Here is a 15401-nt window from a genome sequence, read left to right as displayed (position 1 = left end):
CGCCTCCCCGGACACCGGTGGCGCCGTCCTCATGCGTCCTCCTCCAAGCCGGCGTCCCGGGCGGTGCGGAACCCGGAGAAGATCTGCCGCCGGACCGGCAGGTCCCAGTTGCGGAACGTGCCCCGGCAGGCGACCGGGTCGACGGCGAAGGAACCGCCGCGCAGCACCTTGTGCCCGTCCCCGAAGAACACCTCCGAGTACTCCCGGTAGGGGAAGGCGGCGAAGCCCGGGTACGGCAGGAAGTCGCTCGCCGTCCACTCCCACACGTCGCCGATCAGCTGCCGGACACCGAGCGCTGACGCGCCCTGGGGATAGCTGCCTACAGCGGCGGGGCGCAGATGCCGCTGGCCGAGGTTGGCGCGCTCCGGCGTGGGGTCCTCGTCGCCCCACGGGTAGCGCATCGAGCGGCCGGTGGCCGGGTCGAACCGGGCGGCCTTCTCCCACTCGGCCTCGGTCGGCAGCCGCCGGCCGGCCCAGCGGGCGTAGGCGTCCGCCTCGTACCAGCTGACGTGCAGCACCGGCTCGTCCGGCGGGACCGGCTCGGTCACCCCGAACCTGCGGCGCAGCCACTGGCCGCCGTCCCGCTTCCAGAACAACGGGGCGCGCAGCTTGTGCTGTTGGACCTGCGCCCAGCCCTCGGCCGCCCACCAGCGCGGCTCCTGATAGCCGCCGTCCTCGATGAACCGCTGGTAGGCACCGTTGCTGACCGGTGTGGTGTCGATCAGGAACGCCGGCACGAGGCGGTGGTGCGCGGGCCGCTCGTTGTCCAGCGCCCAGGGTTCGGTGGAGGTGCCCATGGTGAACGGGCCGCTGGGCACGAGGACTTCGGACGGCAGCAGGTCATCGGGGGCGGGTGGCGGTTCGGGCGCGGTGAGCACGGCGGGGCCGCGGCGCAGCTGGTGCGTGATGAGCATGGTCTCGTCGTGCTGCTGCTCGTGCTGGGCGATCATGCCGAACGCGAAACCCGCGTCCAGCAGCGGACCGCCGTGCAGCGGGGTGCGCTCCAGGACGTCCAGCACCCGGCCGCGGACCTCGGCGACATAGCCGTGCGCCTCGTCGGGCGGCAGCAGCGGCAGCGAGGGGCGTTCGGCCCGCGGATGCTCGAAGGCGTCGTAGACGGAGTCGATGTCCGGCCGCAGCGCCTCCCGGCCGCCGACGGTGCGCAGCAGCCACTGCTCCTCCTGGTTGCCGATGTGGGCCAGGTCCCACACCAGCGGGGACATCAGCGGGGAGTGCTGGGCGACGAGGTCGGGGTGCTCGACGCAGGTGGTGAGCAGACGGGTGCGGTCGCGGGCGGCGAGCAGCGCCGAGGCCGCCCGTTCGCGAAGGATCTCGGGATCGGTGGTCACTGCCGGCCTTCCTTCCCCAGGAGGAGTTCGCCCTCCGCGGCGTACAGGGCGTCGAGATGGTCGTCCGCGGGGCAGCGCCCGCGGGCCACGTACCGCTCGGTGAACGCCGCGACCGCGGCACACACCTCGGGCGGCGCGCCGATCCGGGGCAGCGCCTCCTGCGCGGCGGCGAAACAGGCCACCGCCGCGGCGTGCAGCTCCGGGTCGGTCAGTCCGGCGCGGGCGGCCCGCCGCCACAGCGGATTGCGCGGCGCCGGGCGCGAACCAGCGGTCTCCGCCAGCGGTTTGACGATGCGGTAGGCATGCTCGGTGGCCTCCGGGTCGTCGAACAGCGCGGCCGTGACGGCCAGCGGGACGGTCCACCCGGTCTCGCCCGGCTGGGCGTCGATCATGCGTAGCTCCAGGTGGCCGCGCGGCCGGACGGGCGGGAAGAGGGTGGTGACGTGGTAGTCGAGGTCCTCCTGTGTCGGGGGTCTGGGGACGCCGGTGCGGACCCATTCGCGGAAGGTGAGCCCCTCCGGTGCGTCCCAGGGCCCGTGCTCGGCGCGGATGCACATCACCGGCGCGTCCAGGACGTACGCCGCCCACGCGGTGCGCGGGTCGGGGCCCGGCGGCGGGGCGAGGGTGCGTGCCGGGTCGAGCTGGGACCACACGACCTGGCGGGTGGTGCGGTAGCCCGTGGGACATCCTTCGCTGGTCGGCGAGTTGGCGAACGCCGCGGTCAGCACGGCGCCCAGCAGATGGGCCAGCAGCCAGCGCCGGCCGAGCCCGAGCGGGCCCGGCTCCTCGTGGCCGGCGTCCACACACACCTGCACGGAGGCGGTGCCGCACATCATGGAGCGCCCGGCCGGGCCCCAGCGGTCGAAGTACGCCTCCATGGCGTTGTAGCGGGGGTCGGTCAGGACCCGGCGCGGGGGGTGCCAGGGGTTGTGGCCGTGGCCGGCCAGACCCAGGCCGAGGGCCCGCACGGCCGGGCGGACCAGCGCGAGGTCGGCCGACACGGCCTCGATGCAGGCGCGCAGGGAGGTGGCGGGCAGCGAGCTGAGCTCCAGCTGGCCGCCGGGTTCGAAGGTCAGGAGCGAGGAGAGGGGGAGCTGTCGCAGGACGGTGGCCGCGTGCCGCAACCGGTCGGGTTCGACCGGACATCGGGGGTGGTACGCGTCGTGGACCAGCCACTCCAGCTCGACGCCGATACGGCGTGGCGGACCCGTCTTGAAGCAAATGCCGTGCAGATGCGCTTCAAGCTCCGCTTCCGATAGTGCGGGCCGAACGGGCATGGAATCCCCTCCCTTGTCGGGTGGCGGCGTGATTTGCCGCCCTCCACCTAATCGGCTGCGGCCGACGGGCTCAAGAGCGCGTTCGATTCCGTGCGGTTGTCCCGCGGGGCAGGACGGCCCGTCACCGGGCGGTCGGGCCGTCCGGACCGAGGGGCCGCCGGACGGTGCCGGGCCGCCCGGGCGGCGCCGGGAGGCCCTTCCCGCCGCTGGCCACGGCCGTGGGCCGGACCGGCGGGCGGCGGACGGCGGCGGGGGAGAGGTGCCGCCGTTCGGGTGAACCGGGGGCCGCTGCCGGCCCCCGGGCGTCACTGGCGGTATCCGGCCAGGAAACGGCCGATCCGGCGGATCGCGGCGTCGAGGTCGTCGGCGTGCGGCAGGGTGAGGATGCGGAAGTGGTCCGGGCGCGGCCAGTTGAAGCCGGTGCCCTGGACGACCTGGATCTTCTCCCGCAGCAGGAGGTCCAGCACGAACTTCTCGTCGTCATGGATCTTGTGGACGGCCGGGTCGAGTCGCGGGAAGGCGTAGAGCGCGCCCCTGGGCTTGACGCAGGAGACGCCCGGGATCTCGTTGAGCCGCTCCCAGGCCACGTCGCGCTGCTCGCGCAGCCGGCCGCCCGGCAGCACCAGGTCCTTGATGGACTGCCGGCCGCCCAGCGCCGCCTGGATGGCGTACTGCGCGGGCGCGTTCGGGCACAGCCGCATCGAGGCGAGGGTGCCCAGGCCCTCCAGGTAGTCGGCGGCGTGCTGCTTGGGGCCGGAGACCACCAGCCAGCCGGAGCGGAAGCCGGCCACCCGGTAGGACTTGGACAGACCGCTGAAGGTCAGGCAGACCAGGTCGGGGGCGAGCACCGCGGCGTGGTGGTGGACCTCGTCGTCGTAGAGGATCCGGTCGTAGATCTCGTCGGCGAAGACCATCAGCTGGTGGCGCCGGGCGAGGTCGAGCATGCCCTCCAGCAGTTCGCGCGGATAGACCGCGCCGGTCGGGTTGTTGGGGTTGATGATGACCATCGCCCGGGTCCGGTCGGTGATCTTCGAGGCGAGGTCGCCGAGGTCCGGCAGCCAGTCGGCGGACTCGTCGCACAGGTAGTGCACCGCCTTGCCGCCGGCGAGGGTGGTGACGGCCGTCCAGAGCGGGAAGTCGGGGGCCGGGATGAGGACCTCGTCACCGTCGTCGAGCAACGCCTGGACCGCCATCGAGACGAGTTCGGAGACGCCGTTGCCGAGGTAGATGTCATCGACGCCGACGTCCGGCAGGCCGTTCTCCTGGTAGTGCTGGGCCACCGCGCGGCGGGCCGAGAGGATGCCCCGGGACTCGGTGTAGCCGTGTGCGCGGGAGAGGTTGCGCATCACGTCCTGCAGGATCTCCTCGGGGCACTCGAAGCCGAACAGCGCCGGATTGCCGGTGTTCAGCCGCAGCACGCTGTGCCCGGCCTCCTCCAGCGCGTCCGCGTGCTCGATCACCGGTCCGCGGATCTCGTAACAGACGTCGGCCATCTTGCTGGACTGCTTGAACTGCATGCGGCGGCCTCCCGGTCCTCGCCCGCCGCGCGGCGCGGCAGCACTCGTCGTCATCACACCGTACTTGGTTTTACCAAGTCGCGACTTGGAAAGTCCAACCTCTGTCTATGCTGGAGCCATGCCGCGCCGAAGCTATGACCAGTACTGTGCCGTCGCCCGGGCCTTGGACGCCGTGGGCGACCGCTGGACGCTCCTGATCGTCCGGGAACTCCTCGGCGGCTCCCGGCGCTACACCGACCTGCACGCCGATCTCCCCGGCGTCAGCACGGACATGCTCGCCTCCCGCCTGAAGGACATGGAACGCGACGGCCTGGTCACCCGCCGCCGGCTCGCCCCGCCCGGCGCCGCCTCCGTCTACGCCCTCACCGACCGCGGCCGGGCCCTGCTGCCCGCGCTCACCGCCCTCGCCGACTGGGGCGCCCCCGCCCTCGACACCAAGCGGCCGACCGACGCGGTGCGCGCCCACTGGTTCGCGGTACCCCTGCTCACCCGGCTCGCCGAGCACTTCACCGACGGCACCGACGTCGTCGACATGACCCTCGACGAGGGCCGGTTCCACGTCCTGCTCTCCGGCGACACCGGCCCGGGCTACGCCGACGGCCCCGCCGAGCATCCCGACGTCCGGCTCCGGACGGACACCGAGACCTGCGCCGACCTCGCCCACGACCGCCTCTCCGTCGCCCAGGCCGTCGCCGCCGGCCGGATCACGGTCACCCGCCCCGACACCGACGCGGCCCACGGAGACGACGAGGTCCACGGAGACGACGAGGCCCACGGGTCCGGCGAAGCCCACCGGCGGAAGGCGACGACGGCATGACGCAGCGCCCCCTCGCCCTCTTCGACCTCGACAACACCCTTGCCGACACCGGCCACCGGCAGCACTGGCTGCGGCGCACCCCGCGCGACTGGCCGGCCTTCTTCGCCGCGGCCACCGACGACCCCCCGCTCGGCGAGGGCGTGGCGCTGGCGCTGCGCAGCGCCGAGGACAGCGAGGTCGGCTACCTCACCGGCCGCCCCGAGCGCTGCCGCCGCGACACCCTGGACTGGCTGGCCCGGCACGGCCTGCCGCCGGGCGAGGTGTGGATGCGGCCCGACCGCGACCGGCGCCCGGCCCGGCACACCAAGCTGGAAACGCTCCACCGGATCGCCCGGCACCGCGAGATCCGCCATGTCGTCGACGACGACGAGCAGGTCTGCGACGCCTTCGAAGCGGCCGGCTTCACGGTCGTCCGGGCCCGGTGGGCCACCCCGTCCAGCACCCTCCGGGACGCCCAGCAGCGCGCGGGACGCACCTGAACGGCGGCGGGACGCACGCAACGACGGAGGGGGCGCGCGTCACGACACCGGGGGCGCGCGTAAGGACGGCGGGGGCGGAACCGACCCGGTACCAGGACGCCCGCGGCGTCCGGGCCCAACTGCCGCTCCTGCGCGCGTACGGGGTGCGGGGCAGCGGCCTAGGGGCGCTCGGGTTCAAGGACCCGGACGTCCGGGCCGCACTCCGCGGCGAGCAGCCGCAGCGCCGCCTCGGACGGCGACCCCTCCTCGGCCGTGTACATCAGCACGCCCTGCCCGGAACCGTCCGGCGTCCGCATCATCTCGAAGTCCAGCACCAGCTCACCCACCAGCGGATGGTGGAACCGCTTGGAGCCGAAGGTGCAGTTGCGCACGGCGTGCCGGGACCACAGCGCGCTGAACTCCGTGCTCTTCATCGACAACTCGCCGATCAGCGCGGTCAGTTGCGGATCGTCCGGCCGCTGCCCGGCGGCCACCCGCAGCGCCGAGACCGCGCGCCGCAGCTCCTCCTCCCGGTCCGGGTACAGCTCACGGGTGTGCGGGTCGAGGAAGAGCAACCGCTGCGCATTGGGGCGGTCCAGCGGGCGCTCGGGGCTCGCGACGTCCAGATGCCCGGCGATCAACGCGTGCCCGAGGCGGTTCCAGGCCAGGATCTCGAAGCGCGGCCCGAGTGCCACCGCCGGTACGTCCGCCATGGCCGCGAGCAGCCGCCGCACCCCCGGACGGACCTTGTCGTGGCGGACCGCCGGCCGCCGGCGCCCCCGGGCCGGCCGGGCCAGCTCCCGCAAATAGGCCTGCTCGTCGGGGCACAACCGCAGCGCACGGGCCAGCGCGTCCAGCACCCCCTCCGAGGCCTGGTGGCTCTGCCCCTGCTCCAGCCGCGTGTAGTACGCGACGCTGACCCCGGCCAGCTGCGCCAGCTCCTCACGGCGCAGGCCCGGGACCCGGCGCCGCCCGCCGTAGGAGACCAGGCCGACGTCCTCCGGGCGGAGCCGGGCACGGCGGGTGCGCAGGAAACTCCCCAACTCGGCGGGCCGGTCCATCGTGGGTGCGTCGCTCGCGGGTACGTCCATGCCCGCCAGTCTCCGCCATCGCGCGGGCCGCAGCCCGACCCTGTGAGTACCAGGCTGAGACCGTTCCCTCACCGGGCCCGATTTCCTGTTCCCCGGAGGATACCGACCGCTTAGTATGCCCATGGCGAGGGGCCGCCGCGTCCCCCGCCCCACCCGCGTACCCACATCTTTCGGAGGCACCAGGTGAAGGCATGGCGCGTACACGCGAACGGCGAGCCGCGTGAAGTGATGCGGCTGGAGGAGGTGCCGGACCCCCAGCCGGGACCGGGGCAGCTGCTGCTGCGGGTACGGGCCGCCAACGTCAACTTCCCCGACGCACTGCTCTGCCGCGGCCACTACCAGGTGCGGCCACCACTGCCGTTCACCCCCGGCGTGGAGATCTGCGGCGAGGTGCTCGCCGCCGGCGAGGGCGCCGACGCGGAACCCGGCACGCGGGTCCTGGCCCAGCCACCGCTGCCGGCCGGCGGCTTCGCCGAACTCGCGGTGGTCGACGCCGCGACCGTACGCCCCGCACCCGAGGCCCTGGACGACGCCGAGGCCGCCGCACTCCACATCGGCTACCAGACCGGCTGGTTCGGCCTGCACCGCCGCGCCCGCCTCCAGGCCGGCGAAACCCTGCTGGTGCACGCCGCGGCCGGCGGCGTCGGCAGCGCCGCCGTACAGCTCGGCAAGGCCGCCGGCGCCCGGGTCATCGGCGTGGTCGGCGGCGCCGACAAGGCCCGCACCGCCCGGGAACTCGGCTGCGACCTGGTCCTCGACCGGCACACCGACGACCTCGTCGCCGCCGTGAAGGACGCCACCGGCGGCCGCGGCGCCGACGTCGTCTACGACCCCGTGGGCGGCGACGCCTACACCAAGTCCACCAAGTGCATCGCCTTCGAAGGCCGCATCCTCGTCGTCGGCTTCGCCGGCGGCACCATCCCCGCCCCGGCCCTCAACCACGCCCTGGTCAAGAACTACGCCATCCTCGGCCTGCACTGGGGCCTCTACAACACCAAGGACCCGGCCGCCGTCGACGCCTGCCACAAGGAACTCACCGAACTCGCCACCCAGGGCGCGATCAAGCCACTGATCGGCGACCGGGTCCTGCTGGCGGAGGCCGCCGACGCCGTCCAGCGCGTCGCCGACGGCACCTCCGTCGGCCGCCTCGTCGTCGTCCCCACCGCCGAGGAGGCACGATGACCGACGCCGCAGACCTCCGCCGCCGCACCGCCGCCCTCCTCGCCGCGCACCCGCCCGCCACCACCGACCGGCTGGACTTCCTGCGCGCCCGCTTCGACGCCGGACTGGCCTGGGTGCACTTCCCCGCCGGCCTCGGCGGCCTGGACGCACCCCGCGCGCTGCAGGCCGTCGTGGACGCCGAACTGGCCGCCGCCGGCGCACCCGGCAACGACCCCGGCCGGATCGGCATCGGCCTGGGCATGGCCGCCCCCACCATCCTCCGGTTCGGCACCGACGAGCAGAAACAGCGCTTCCTGCGCCCCCTGTGGACCGGCGAGGAAGTCTGGTGCCAGCTGTTCAGCGAACCCGGCGCCGGCTCCGACCTCGCGGCACTCGCCACCCGCGCGGTCCGCGACGGCGACGACTGGGTGGTCGACGGCCAGAAGGTGTGGACCTCCAGCGCCCACCTGGCCCGCTGGGCCATCCTCATCGCCCGCACCGACCCCGACCTGCCCAAACACCGCGGCATCAGCTACTTCGTCTGCGATATGACCGACCCCGGCGTCGAGGTGCGGCCGCTGCGCCAGATCACCGGCGAGGCCGAGTTCAACGAGGTCTTCCTCACCGGCGTCCGCATCCCCGACGCCCACCGCCTCGGCGAGGTGGGCGAGGGCTGGAGGGTCGCCCAGACCACGCTGATGAACGAACGGGTCGCCATCGGCGGCAACCGGATCCCCCGCGAAGGCGGCATGATCGGCGTCGCCGCCGCCGACTGGCGCGCCCGCCCCGAACTGCGCACCCACGACCTGCACCAGCGCCTGCTGACCCTCTGGGTGGACGCCGAGGTCGCCCGGCTCACCGGCGAACGGCTGCGCCAGCAGCTCACCAAGGGCCAGCCCGGCCCGGAGGGCAGCGGCATGAAACTGGCCTTCGCCCGGCTCGCCCAGGAGATCAGCGGCTGGGAGGTGGAGTTCCTCGGCGAGGACGGACTGACCTACGACGACTGGACGATGCGCCGCCCCGAGGGCGTCGACTTCACCGGGCGCGAGGCCGGCTACCGCTATCTGCGCGCCAAGGGGAACTCCATCGAAGGAGGCACCTCCGAAGTGCTGCTCAACATCGTCGCCGAACGCGTACTGGGCCTGCCGCCCGAGCCGCGCACCGACAAGGACGTCGCGTGGAAGGACCTCCCCCGATGACCACCGAGACCCGCCCCGCCAACGCCCCGGCGCCCGACCCCGACCTCCTCTACTCCGACGACGAGGAAGCCCTGCGCGACGCCGTACGGGCACTGCTCACCGACCGCAGCGATCCGGCCACCGTGCTCGCCGCCGTCGAGTCCGACGTGCCCTACGACGCCGCCCTGTGGCGGTCGCTCGCCACGGAGATCGGCACCGCCGGCCTGCTGGTCCCCGAGGAGTTCGGCGGCGCGGGCGCCGGCACCCGGGAGGCCGCCGTCGTCCTGGAGGAACTGGGCCGCGCCGTCGCGCCCGTCCCCTACCTGACCAGCGCGGTCCTCGCGGTGACCGCCCTGCTCGGCTGCGACCACGAGGACGCTGAGGTGGCCGGGGCACTGACCGCGCTCGCCGCCGGCACCACCGTCGGCGCGCTCGCCGTCCCCTTGACCACCGCGCCGGGCGGCCCGTCCGAGCCGACCGTACGGGCTGCCGCGGACGGCACGCTGACCGGCCGGGTGACCTCGGTCGCCGACGCCGCGGCCGCCGACCTGCTGCTGGTCCCCGCCCAGGGCCCCGAGGGCCCCGCCCTGTTCGCGGTCGAGGCCGCGGCGGACGGCGTACGCACCGAGCGCGTCACCCCGCTCGACCTCACCCGCCCGCTGGCCCACGTCAGCCTCGACGGCGCCCGCGGCCGCCTGCTCGCCACCGGCGACCGGGCCCGGGAAACCGTCGGAGCGGCCCTGCTCACCGGGGCCGGACTGCTCGCCTCCGAACAACTCGGCGTCGCCGAGTGGTGCCTGGCCGAAACCGTGCGCCACACGGCCGAGCGCACCCAGTTCGGCCGGCCGGTGGGCTCGTTCCAGGCGCTCAAGCACCGGATGGCCGCCCGCTGGCTGGAGGTCGCCTCGGCCCGCGCCGCGGCCCGCAACGCCGCGGACGCGCTGGCCACCGGCAGTCCGGACGCCCCGGTGGCGGTGGCCGTCGCCCAGGCGTACTGCGCCCCGGTCGCGGTCCGCGCCGCCGAGGAATGCATCCAACTGCACGGCGGGATCGGCATGACCTGGGAACACCCGGCCCACCTCTACCTCAAGCGGGCCAAGAGCGACGAACTCACCCTGGGCACCCCGGGCCGCCACCGGGAAGCGCTGGCAGAGCTGGTCCACCTGGGGGCGCCGTAGGGAGTGTGTGGCGCGGGCCCGTAGGGGGTGCGTGGCGAGGGGCCCGTGGGGGCGGGCGACGAAGGGGCCCGTAGGGGGTGGTCGAACAGATCCCGTAGGGGATCGACGCCCCCCTACGGGGCCCCAACGTCGGCCGGGTGGGGGGTATTCCCCGGTCAGCCGGTGATGGCGAAGGGCTTGCTGAACGCGTGGACCGCGGCGTCACCGGCGGTGGCCACCTCCAGGAAGTAGTGCGGACCCGGCGGCACCTGGGGGAGTGTCACCAGCGCCTCGCCCGTCGGCCCGTCGCCCGCCTTGGGCGCCACCACGGCCAGCCGCTGAGGCGGCCGGCCGTGGCCCATCCCGGCGTTGAGCCAGACGTCCACCTGCCGCCCGGTGCTGTTCTTCCAGGCGACCGGGAGGCTGCCGTGCGGGCGGTAGCTGAGACCGGCCGGCGGCGCGGTCACCTCGATCCGCCCGCCCACGGCCACCGCCTCCGGCCCGGTCATCGCATCGGGCCCGGCCATCGCCTCCGGTCCCGCCGCCGCATCCGGTCCGGCCGGTCCGGATGCGCCCGGGCGGCCGGCGTGTACGCCGAGGGCGGAGGTGGCGGCCCGCGCCGCCGAACCGTCCGGCCCGGCCGCCGCGGCCGGAGCGCTCGCGGACCGGAACCGGGTCGTTCCGTCGTCCGGATTCCCCGGCGCCAGGGTGACCACCGTCATGCAACCGACGGCGGTGGCGGCAACGGCGACGGCGAGGTTCGTGGCTATCGAGATCGCCCTGGACATCGTCTCCTCGTTTCCTCGGGGGAGGGACGAGCCGGAGCATCCCCGGCACTCCGACCGCCAAAAACGACGCGCGGAGCGACCACCCCGATGGCCATTTCCGGCGCGACAGACCCCGGGCGGGGCAGGAGAATCCCCCCGACCGCGCCCGCTCACGGCACCCCGACCGGACCCGCTCACGGCACCTCGACCGGCGACGCCCCGCACCCCGGCACGCGAGGCCCCGAACCCGACCGATGAGGTCCGGAACCCGACCGGTGATATCTGCAACCCGACCGGTGATGTCCTGAAAGTGCGGTTCGGGTAGCGTCGAACCCATGAACACCGCAACTCGTCGTGCGCTGATCGGACCCGTTCTGCTGCTGGTGGCCGCGCTGCTGGCGGTGGCCGCCGTGCTGGCGCCCGGCGCGCACGCCGCGGGCGGTCTGGATGATGCCGCGGCCGCCCTGAAAAAGGGCCCGGTCTACGTCGATCCGCGCGCCGCGGGGCAGTTCTCCACGGCCGACGCGGACGCGCTGGCCAAGAAGATCAAGGACGCCGACAAGCCGGTCTTCGTGGCCGTCCTGCCGCGCACCGCGGACTACCCGCCCAGCACCCTGCTCCGCGATCTGCGGACCAAGGTCGGCATCGCCGGGGTCTACGCCGTCGAACTCGGCAACGGCTTCAACGCCGGCGCCGACCCGCAGGTGATGCCCCACAACGCGGTGCAGAACCTCGTCGGCTCGGTGAAGCGCACCACCTACCCGACCGTCGGCGAGCGGCTGAACAGCTTCGTCGACACCGCCAACCAGTCGGCCCGCGGCCACGCCCCCGACTCCTGGGGCGGCACCGGCGGCGCCGGCTTCGACTCGGGGACCGCGATCGGCCTCGGCGTGCTGCTGGTCGTCGGCGGCGGAGGCGCGTACGCCATCGCCCGCCGCAACCGCCGGCGGCGCCAGGAGGAGGAGCGGGCCGCGCTGGAGCAGCTGCGGACCGTCGTCGACGAGGACATCACCGCCTTCGGCGAGGAACTCGACCGGCTCGACTTCCGGCCCGACGAGCCCGGCGCCGACGACGCGATGCGTGCCGACTACAGCCATGCGCTGGACGCGTACGAGAACGCGAAGTCGGCGATGGCGGCGGCCCAGCACCCCGGCGACGTGCAGACGGTGACCCGGGCCCTGGAGGACGGCCGCTTCTCGCTGGCCACGCTCGCCGCGCGCCGCGAGGGCCGGCCGCTGCCCGAGCGCCGGCTGCCCTGCTTCTTCGACCCGCGGCACGGCCCGTCCGTCGTCGACGTCGGCTGGGCCCCGCCCGGCGGCGCCGAGCGCGTTGTCCCGGTCTGCGCCGCGGACAAGAGCCGGCTGGACGACGGCCGCGAGCCGCTGGCCCGCACGGTCCGCACCGAGAGCGGCGACCGCCCGTACTGGGACGCGGGCCCGGCCTACGCCCCCTGGGCCGGCGGCTACTTCGGCGGCGGTCTGCTGCCCGGCCTGCTCGTCGGCACGCTGCTCGGCAACGTCATGATGTCGTCCCCCGCCTACGGCGCCGACTTCGGCGGGCCCGCGGGCGTCGACGGCGGCGACTACTCGGGCGCCGACTTCAACCCCGACGACTTCAGCGGTGGCTTCGGGGACGGCGGCGGGTTCGACGGGGGCGGCTTCGGCGGCGGGGGCGACGGCGGGTTCTGAGGGGCCCGGCCCCCCGGGGGGGGGGCTCACCGGTCCGGCGTCGTGCCCCGCACCCGCTTGACCCCGAGGAACCGCGCGTACCGCGTCCGCGCCGCGAACTCCGCATAGCACCAGACCGCGGGCCGGCCCACCTCGCGGCAGAGATGCAGCACCGCGTCGGGTCCCAGATGCACGCCCACGTGGGCGCCGTACCCCTCGGGCCGGTCCCCGTTCGGCCCGGCGTCGAAGAGCACCAGGTCCAGCGGCCGCGGGCGCCCGGCCCGCCGGGTCGCCCGGGTGTCCGCCCACAATTCCGCCGAGCGCAACGGCGGCACCCCCAGCCCGTAGTGGCGCAGCACGGCGTACGCGTAGCGCTGGCAGTTGGCGCCCCCGGCCAGATCGGCGAAACCGCCGGCGCCCACCGGACCGCCGAAGCCGCCCGTGCTGCCAAGGCCGTCGAAGCCGCCCGGCCCGCCCGGCCCGCCGAAGCCGCCCGGGCCGTTCCTGCCTGACGGGCATTCAGGTGCCGTCGCTCCCGGATGGCGGGCGCCCGAGTAGGTCACGTTGTGCAGCGCGGGCGGCAGGTCCTCGAAGGCCACCGGGCCGTGAACAGCGGGGACTTGGCGGCTTCGGTCGGTGGTCATTCCTCCATGATGCGGGGGAACTCCTCGTGCCACCCGCGCCGGTGTCCCGCACGCTCGGCCCATCGGATCCGACGTGCACCCGACACCGCGAGGAGACCCCCGATGGAACCCCGCTTCCGCAAGGCAGCACTACGGTGCGCGGCCGTCGCCGCCGTCATGGCGACCGTCGGCCCGCTCGGCCCGGCGCACTCCGTACCGCTCCCCCAGCCCACGTCCCAGCCCGCCCCGCGCGGTCTGCTCGACGCGATGCGCCGGGACCTCCGGCTGACCGCGGAACAGGTGCGCACCCGGCTCGCGCAGGAGGCCGACGCGCACCGTGCCGCGGCCGCGGTCCGCCGGGCGCTCGCCACGCCGCCCGCCGGGATGTGGTTCGACAAGACGAGCGGCAAGCTCGTCGTCGCGGTGACCGGCCCCGCCGACGCCCAGCGGGTCAAGGCGGCCGGCGCGATCCCCAAGACCGTACGGCACAGCCGCGCCGTGCTGACCGCGCTGGTGCACAAGGTCGCCGGCCGGGTCGGCAAGGGCGTCCCCGGGGTCACCGGCTGGGGCGTGGACGAGCGGGCCAACGGTCTCGTGATCCGCGTCGACCGCACCAAACACACCGCCCGGACCGACGCCTTCGAGAAGGGCCTCCGCGACCTCGGCACCCGCGCGAAGGTGAGGATCACCGTCGAACGCAGTAACCAGACGCCGCGCCAGCAGGGCGGCACGGTCGTCGGCGGCGAGCGCTGGATGCCCGGCAACGAGGGCATCTGCTCGATCGGCTTCTCGGTGACCGGCCCGCAGGGGTTCCAGGGCTTCCTGACGGCCGGCCACTGCACCCTGACACCCGATCAGGCCGCGTTCGGCAAGGACGGCACCCGGATGGGAACCTCCAATCCGGGCGGCAACTACAGCGTCAACGGCCACGAGGGTGACTTCGGGCTGGTCCGGGTCGACCAGCCGGGGTGGACCGTCGGCTCGGCGGTGGCCGGGCAGGGCGGCACACCCGTCGCCGTCACCGGCTCGCAGGAGGGACTGGCCGGCATGTCGATCTGCCGCTCGGGCCAGTCCAGCGGCTGGCACTGCGGGGAGATCACCCGGGTCGACCAGACCGTGGACTACGGCACCACGATCATCGACGGGCTGGGGTACACCAACGCCTGTTCCGCGGCCGGGGATTCGGGCGGCTCGTACGTCACCCAGCCCAACGCCCCGATGGCGGTCGGCGTCCACTCCGGCGGCGGCGCCGCGACCTGCGGCAACTTCGGCGGCGACACCGTCACCATCTTCCAGCCCATCACCAAGCCCCTCACCAAGTGGAACCTCCGCCTGAAGACGGGGAGCCCCTGACGGGCCTGCCGCACGGCCGACCCGCCCGGTCCCGGCCAGGACCGTTCGCCTGCGGTCCGTTGCGGTCCGTTGGCGGCGTGTTGCAGCCAGTTGACGGCCCGTCATGCCCGTGCTGGATCGTCCGCCGGTGCCGATTCGTTTGCTGGTGCCGGATCGTCTGCCTGTGCCGGATCGTCTGCCTGTGCCCGAAGGAAAAGCCCCCCGGCGCCGATCACCCGCGCCTACGATGGGCCACCGACGGCCATGGTCATGGCCAAGGAATCGCGGGGAGTGGCAGTGGGCGTGACGGTGGCGGGAGCGGGGGAGCCGGTGGCCGGGTCGGAGGCGGCGGAGCCGTTCGCCGTGCGGGTCACCGTACGGGGGTACGAGACGGACACCCAGGGCCATCTCAACCAGAGCGTCTACCTCCAGTACGCCGAGCACGCCCGCTGGTCGCTGCTCCAGGCGAGCGGCATCCGGCAGAGCGCCATGGTGGACCGGCGCATCGGGCCGGTCACCCTCGAGACCACGATCCGCTACCGGCGGGAGCTGCGGGCCGGCGACGAGGTCGACGTGAGCTGCGCCTTCGTATGGGGCGAGGGCCGGACCTTCCGGATCGAGCAGACCGTCCGCAGGACGGACGGGACGGTGGCCGCCGAGGTGAGCGCGGTCTGCGGAGTGCTGGACCTTGCGGAGCGCAAGCTGCTGCCCGATCCGCGGGCAGCGCTGCGCGAACTGGCCGAGGACCCGGCGCCGATGGGCCTGGCCGAGTGATCATCCGGCCCGCCGGGGCCGGCCAGGCGGTGATCCGGCCCGCCGGGGGCGACCTGCCACGCGGGCGGTGAGGCCGGTAAAGAGGGGGTCCGTAAAGGGCGGCCCGTAGCGGGAAGCCGCGGGCAGTGAGCCTGCCCCTAGTACTGCAACCGCATGTGGGGGTTGTGGCCTCGGCGTTGGTAGTGGCAGTGGCGGGCTCGGGCTTGGCTGCGTCTGCGGAAGTGTGACCAGTG

14 protein-coding genes are annotated in these 15401 nt (G+C 74.3%); 8 read left to right on the top strand and 6 right to left on the bottom strand.

Features of this window, described 5'->3' with window-relative positions; all coding sequences use genetic code 11:
* Positions 1-29: 29 nt before the first annotated feature.
* The 3 genes from egtB to IG62_RS0127605 form a co-directional block, all read right to left on the bottom strand.
* A complete protein-coding gene (gene egtB / locus IG62_RS0127615; protein WP_030808902.1) occupies positions 30-1349 on the bottom strand; it encodes an ergothioneine biosynthesis protein EgtB in 1320 nt (439 codons plus the stop codon).
* Positions 1346-2626, bottom strand: a complete 1281-nt coding sequence (gene egtA, locus IG62_RS0127610) for an ergothioneine biosynthesis glutamate--cysteine ligase EgtA (protein WP_030808899.1) — start codon at positions 2624-2626, stop codon at positions 1346-1348. Before egtA ends, egtB begins: the two co-directional genes overlap by 4 nt.
* Before the next feature lie 305 nt (positions 2627-2931).
* The gene (locus IG62_RS0127605) at positions 2932-4143 is read right to left on the bottom strand and encodes a pyridoxal phosphate-dependent aminotransferase (RefSeq protein WP_030808896.1); all 1212 of its coding nucleotides are present in this window, start codon (positions 4141-4143) and stop codon (positions 2932-2934) included.
* 118 nt (positions 4144-4261) lie between these two features.
* Here IG62_RS0127605 and IG62_RS0127600 point away from each other — a divergent pair, with 118 nt between their 5' ends.
* Positions 4262-4960 (top strand): winged helix-turn-helix transcriptional regulator, encoded by a 699-nt coding sequence (locus IG62_RS0127600; RefSeq protein WP_078872272.1) that lies wholly within the window; start codon positions 4262-4264, stop codon positions 4958-4960.
* On the top strand, positions 4957-5439 hold the full coding sequence (locus IG62_RS0127595; RefSeq protein WP_030808891.1) for a nucleotidase: 483 nt from the start codon (positions 4957-4959) through the stop codon (positions 5437-5439). Before IG62_RS0127600 ends, IG62_RS0127595 begins: the two co-directional genes overlap by 4 nt.
* A gap of 158 nt (positions 5440-5597) precedes the next feature.
* Here the strand turns inward: IG62_RS0127595 and IG62_RS0127590 are convergent, their stop codons facing one another.
* Positions 5598-6479 carry a helix-turn-helix transcriptional regulator gene (locus tag IG62_RS0127590; protein WP_037839470.1) on the bottom strand — a complete coding sequence of 294 codons (882 nt, stop codon included), beginning with the start codon at positions 6477-6479 and terminating at the stop codon, positions 5598-5600.
* A 213-nt stretch (positions 6480-6692) separates the two neighbouring features.
* On the opposite strand from IG62_RS0127590, the gene IG62_RS0127585 reads away from it, so the two are divergent.
* The 3 genes from IG62_RS0127585 to IG62_RS0127575 are packed head-to-tail and all read left to right on the top strand — an operon-like array spanning position 6693 to position 10026.
* Positions 6693-7691, top strand: a complete 999-nt coding sequence (locus IG62_RS0127585; protein ID WP_030808883.1) for an NADPH:quinone oxidoreductase family protein — start codon at positions 6693-6695, stop codon at positions 7689-7691.
* Positions 7688-8869: an acyl-CoA dehydrogenase family protein gene (locus IG62_RS0127580; protein WP_030808880.1), complete on the top strand. Its 1182-nt coding sequence runs from the start codon at positions 7688-7690 to the stop codon at positions 8867-8869. The genes IG62_RS0127585 and IG62_RS0127580 overlap by 4 nt, the downstream gene beginning before the upstream one ends.
* Positions 8866-10026: an acyl-CoA dehydrogenase family protein gene (locus IG62_RS0127575; protein ID WP_030808877.1), complete on the top strand. Its 1161-nt coding sequence runs from the start codon at positions 8866-8868 to the stop codon at positions 10024-10026. Before IG62_RS0127580 ends, IG62_RS0127575 begins: the two co-directional genes overlap by 4 nt.
* Positions 10027-10181: 155 nt before the next feature.
* On the opposite strand, the gene IG62_RS0127570 is transcribed toward IG62_RS0127575, so the two are convergent.
* Positions 10182-10793, bottom strand: a complete 612-nt coding sequence (locus IG62_RS0127570) for a hypothetical protein (RefSeq protein WP_030808874.1) — start codon at positions 10791-10793, stop codon at positions 10182-10184.
* A gap of 314 nt (positions 10794-11107) precedes the next feature.
* Between IG62_RS0127570 and IG62_RS0127565 the strand changes: the two genes are divergently transcribed.
* Entirely contained in the window at positions 11108-12460 is a 1353-nt protein-coding gene (locus IG62_RS0127565; protein ID WP_030808871.1) for a hypothetical protein, read from the top strand.
* A 26-nt stretch (positions 12461-12486) separates the two neighbouring features.
* Here the strand turns inward: IG62_RS0127565 and IG62_RS0127560 are convergent, their stop codons facing one another.
* A complete protein-coding gene (locus IG62_RS0127560) occupies positions 12487-13083 on the bottom strand; it encodes a hypothetical protein (RefSeq protein WP_030808868.1) in 597 nt (198 codons plus the stop codon).
* Between the two features lie 102 nt (positions 13084-13185).
* Between IG62_RS0127560 and IG62_RS0127555 the strand changes: the two genes are divergently transcribed.
* A complete protein-coding gene (locus IG62_RS0127555) occupies positions 13186-14415 on the top strand; it encodes a S1 family peptidase (RefSeq protein ID WP_030808865.1) in 1230 nt (409 codons plus the stop codon).
* Between the two features lie 276 nt (positions 14416-14691).
* Positions 14692-15168 carry an acyl-CoA thioesterase gene (locus IG62_RS0127550; protein WP_234326767.1) on the top strand — a complete coding sequence of 159 codons (477 nt, stop codon included), beginning with the start codon at positions 14692-14694 and terminating at the stop codon, positions 15166-15168.
* The last annotated feature ends 233 nt before the right edge of the window (positions 15169-15401 follow it).

It is taken from the genome of Streptomyces sp. NRRL S-337, assembly GCF_000720175.1.
Lineage (GTDB): Bacteria > Actinomycetota > Actinomycetes > Streptomycetales > Streptomycetaceae > Streptomyces > Streptomyces siderophoricus.
Note: the sequence above shows the minus strand (reverse complement) of the source record. Positions and strands in the feature narration are given on the sequence as shown.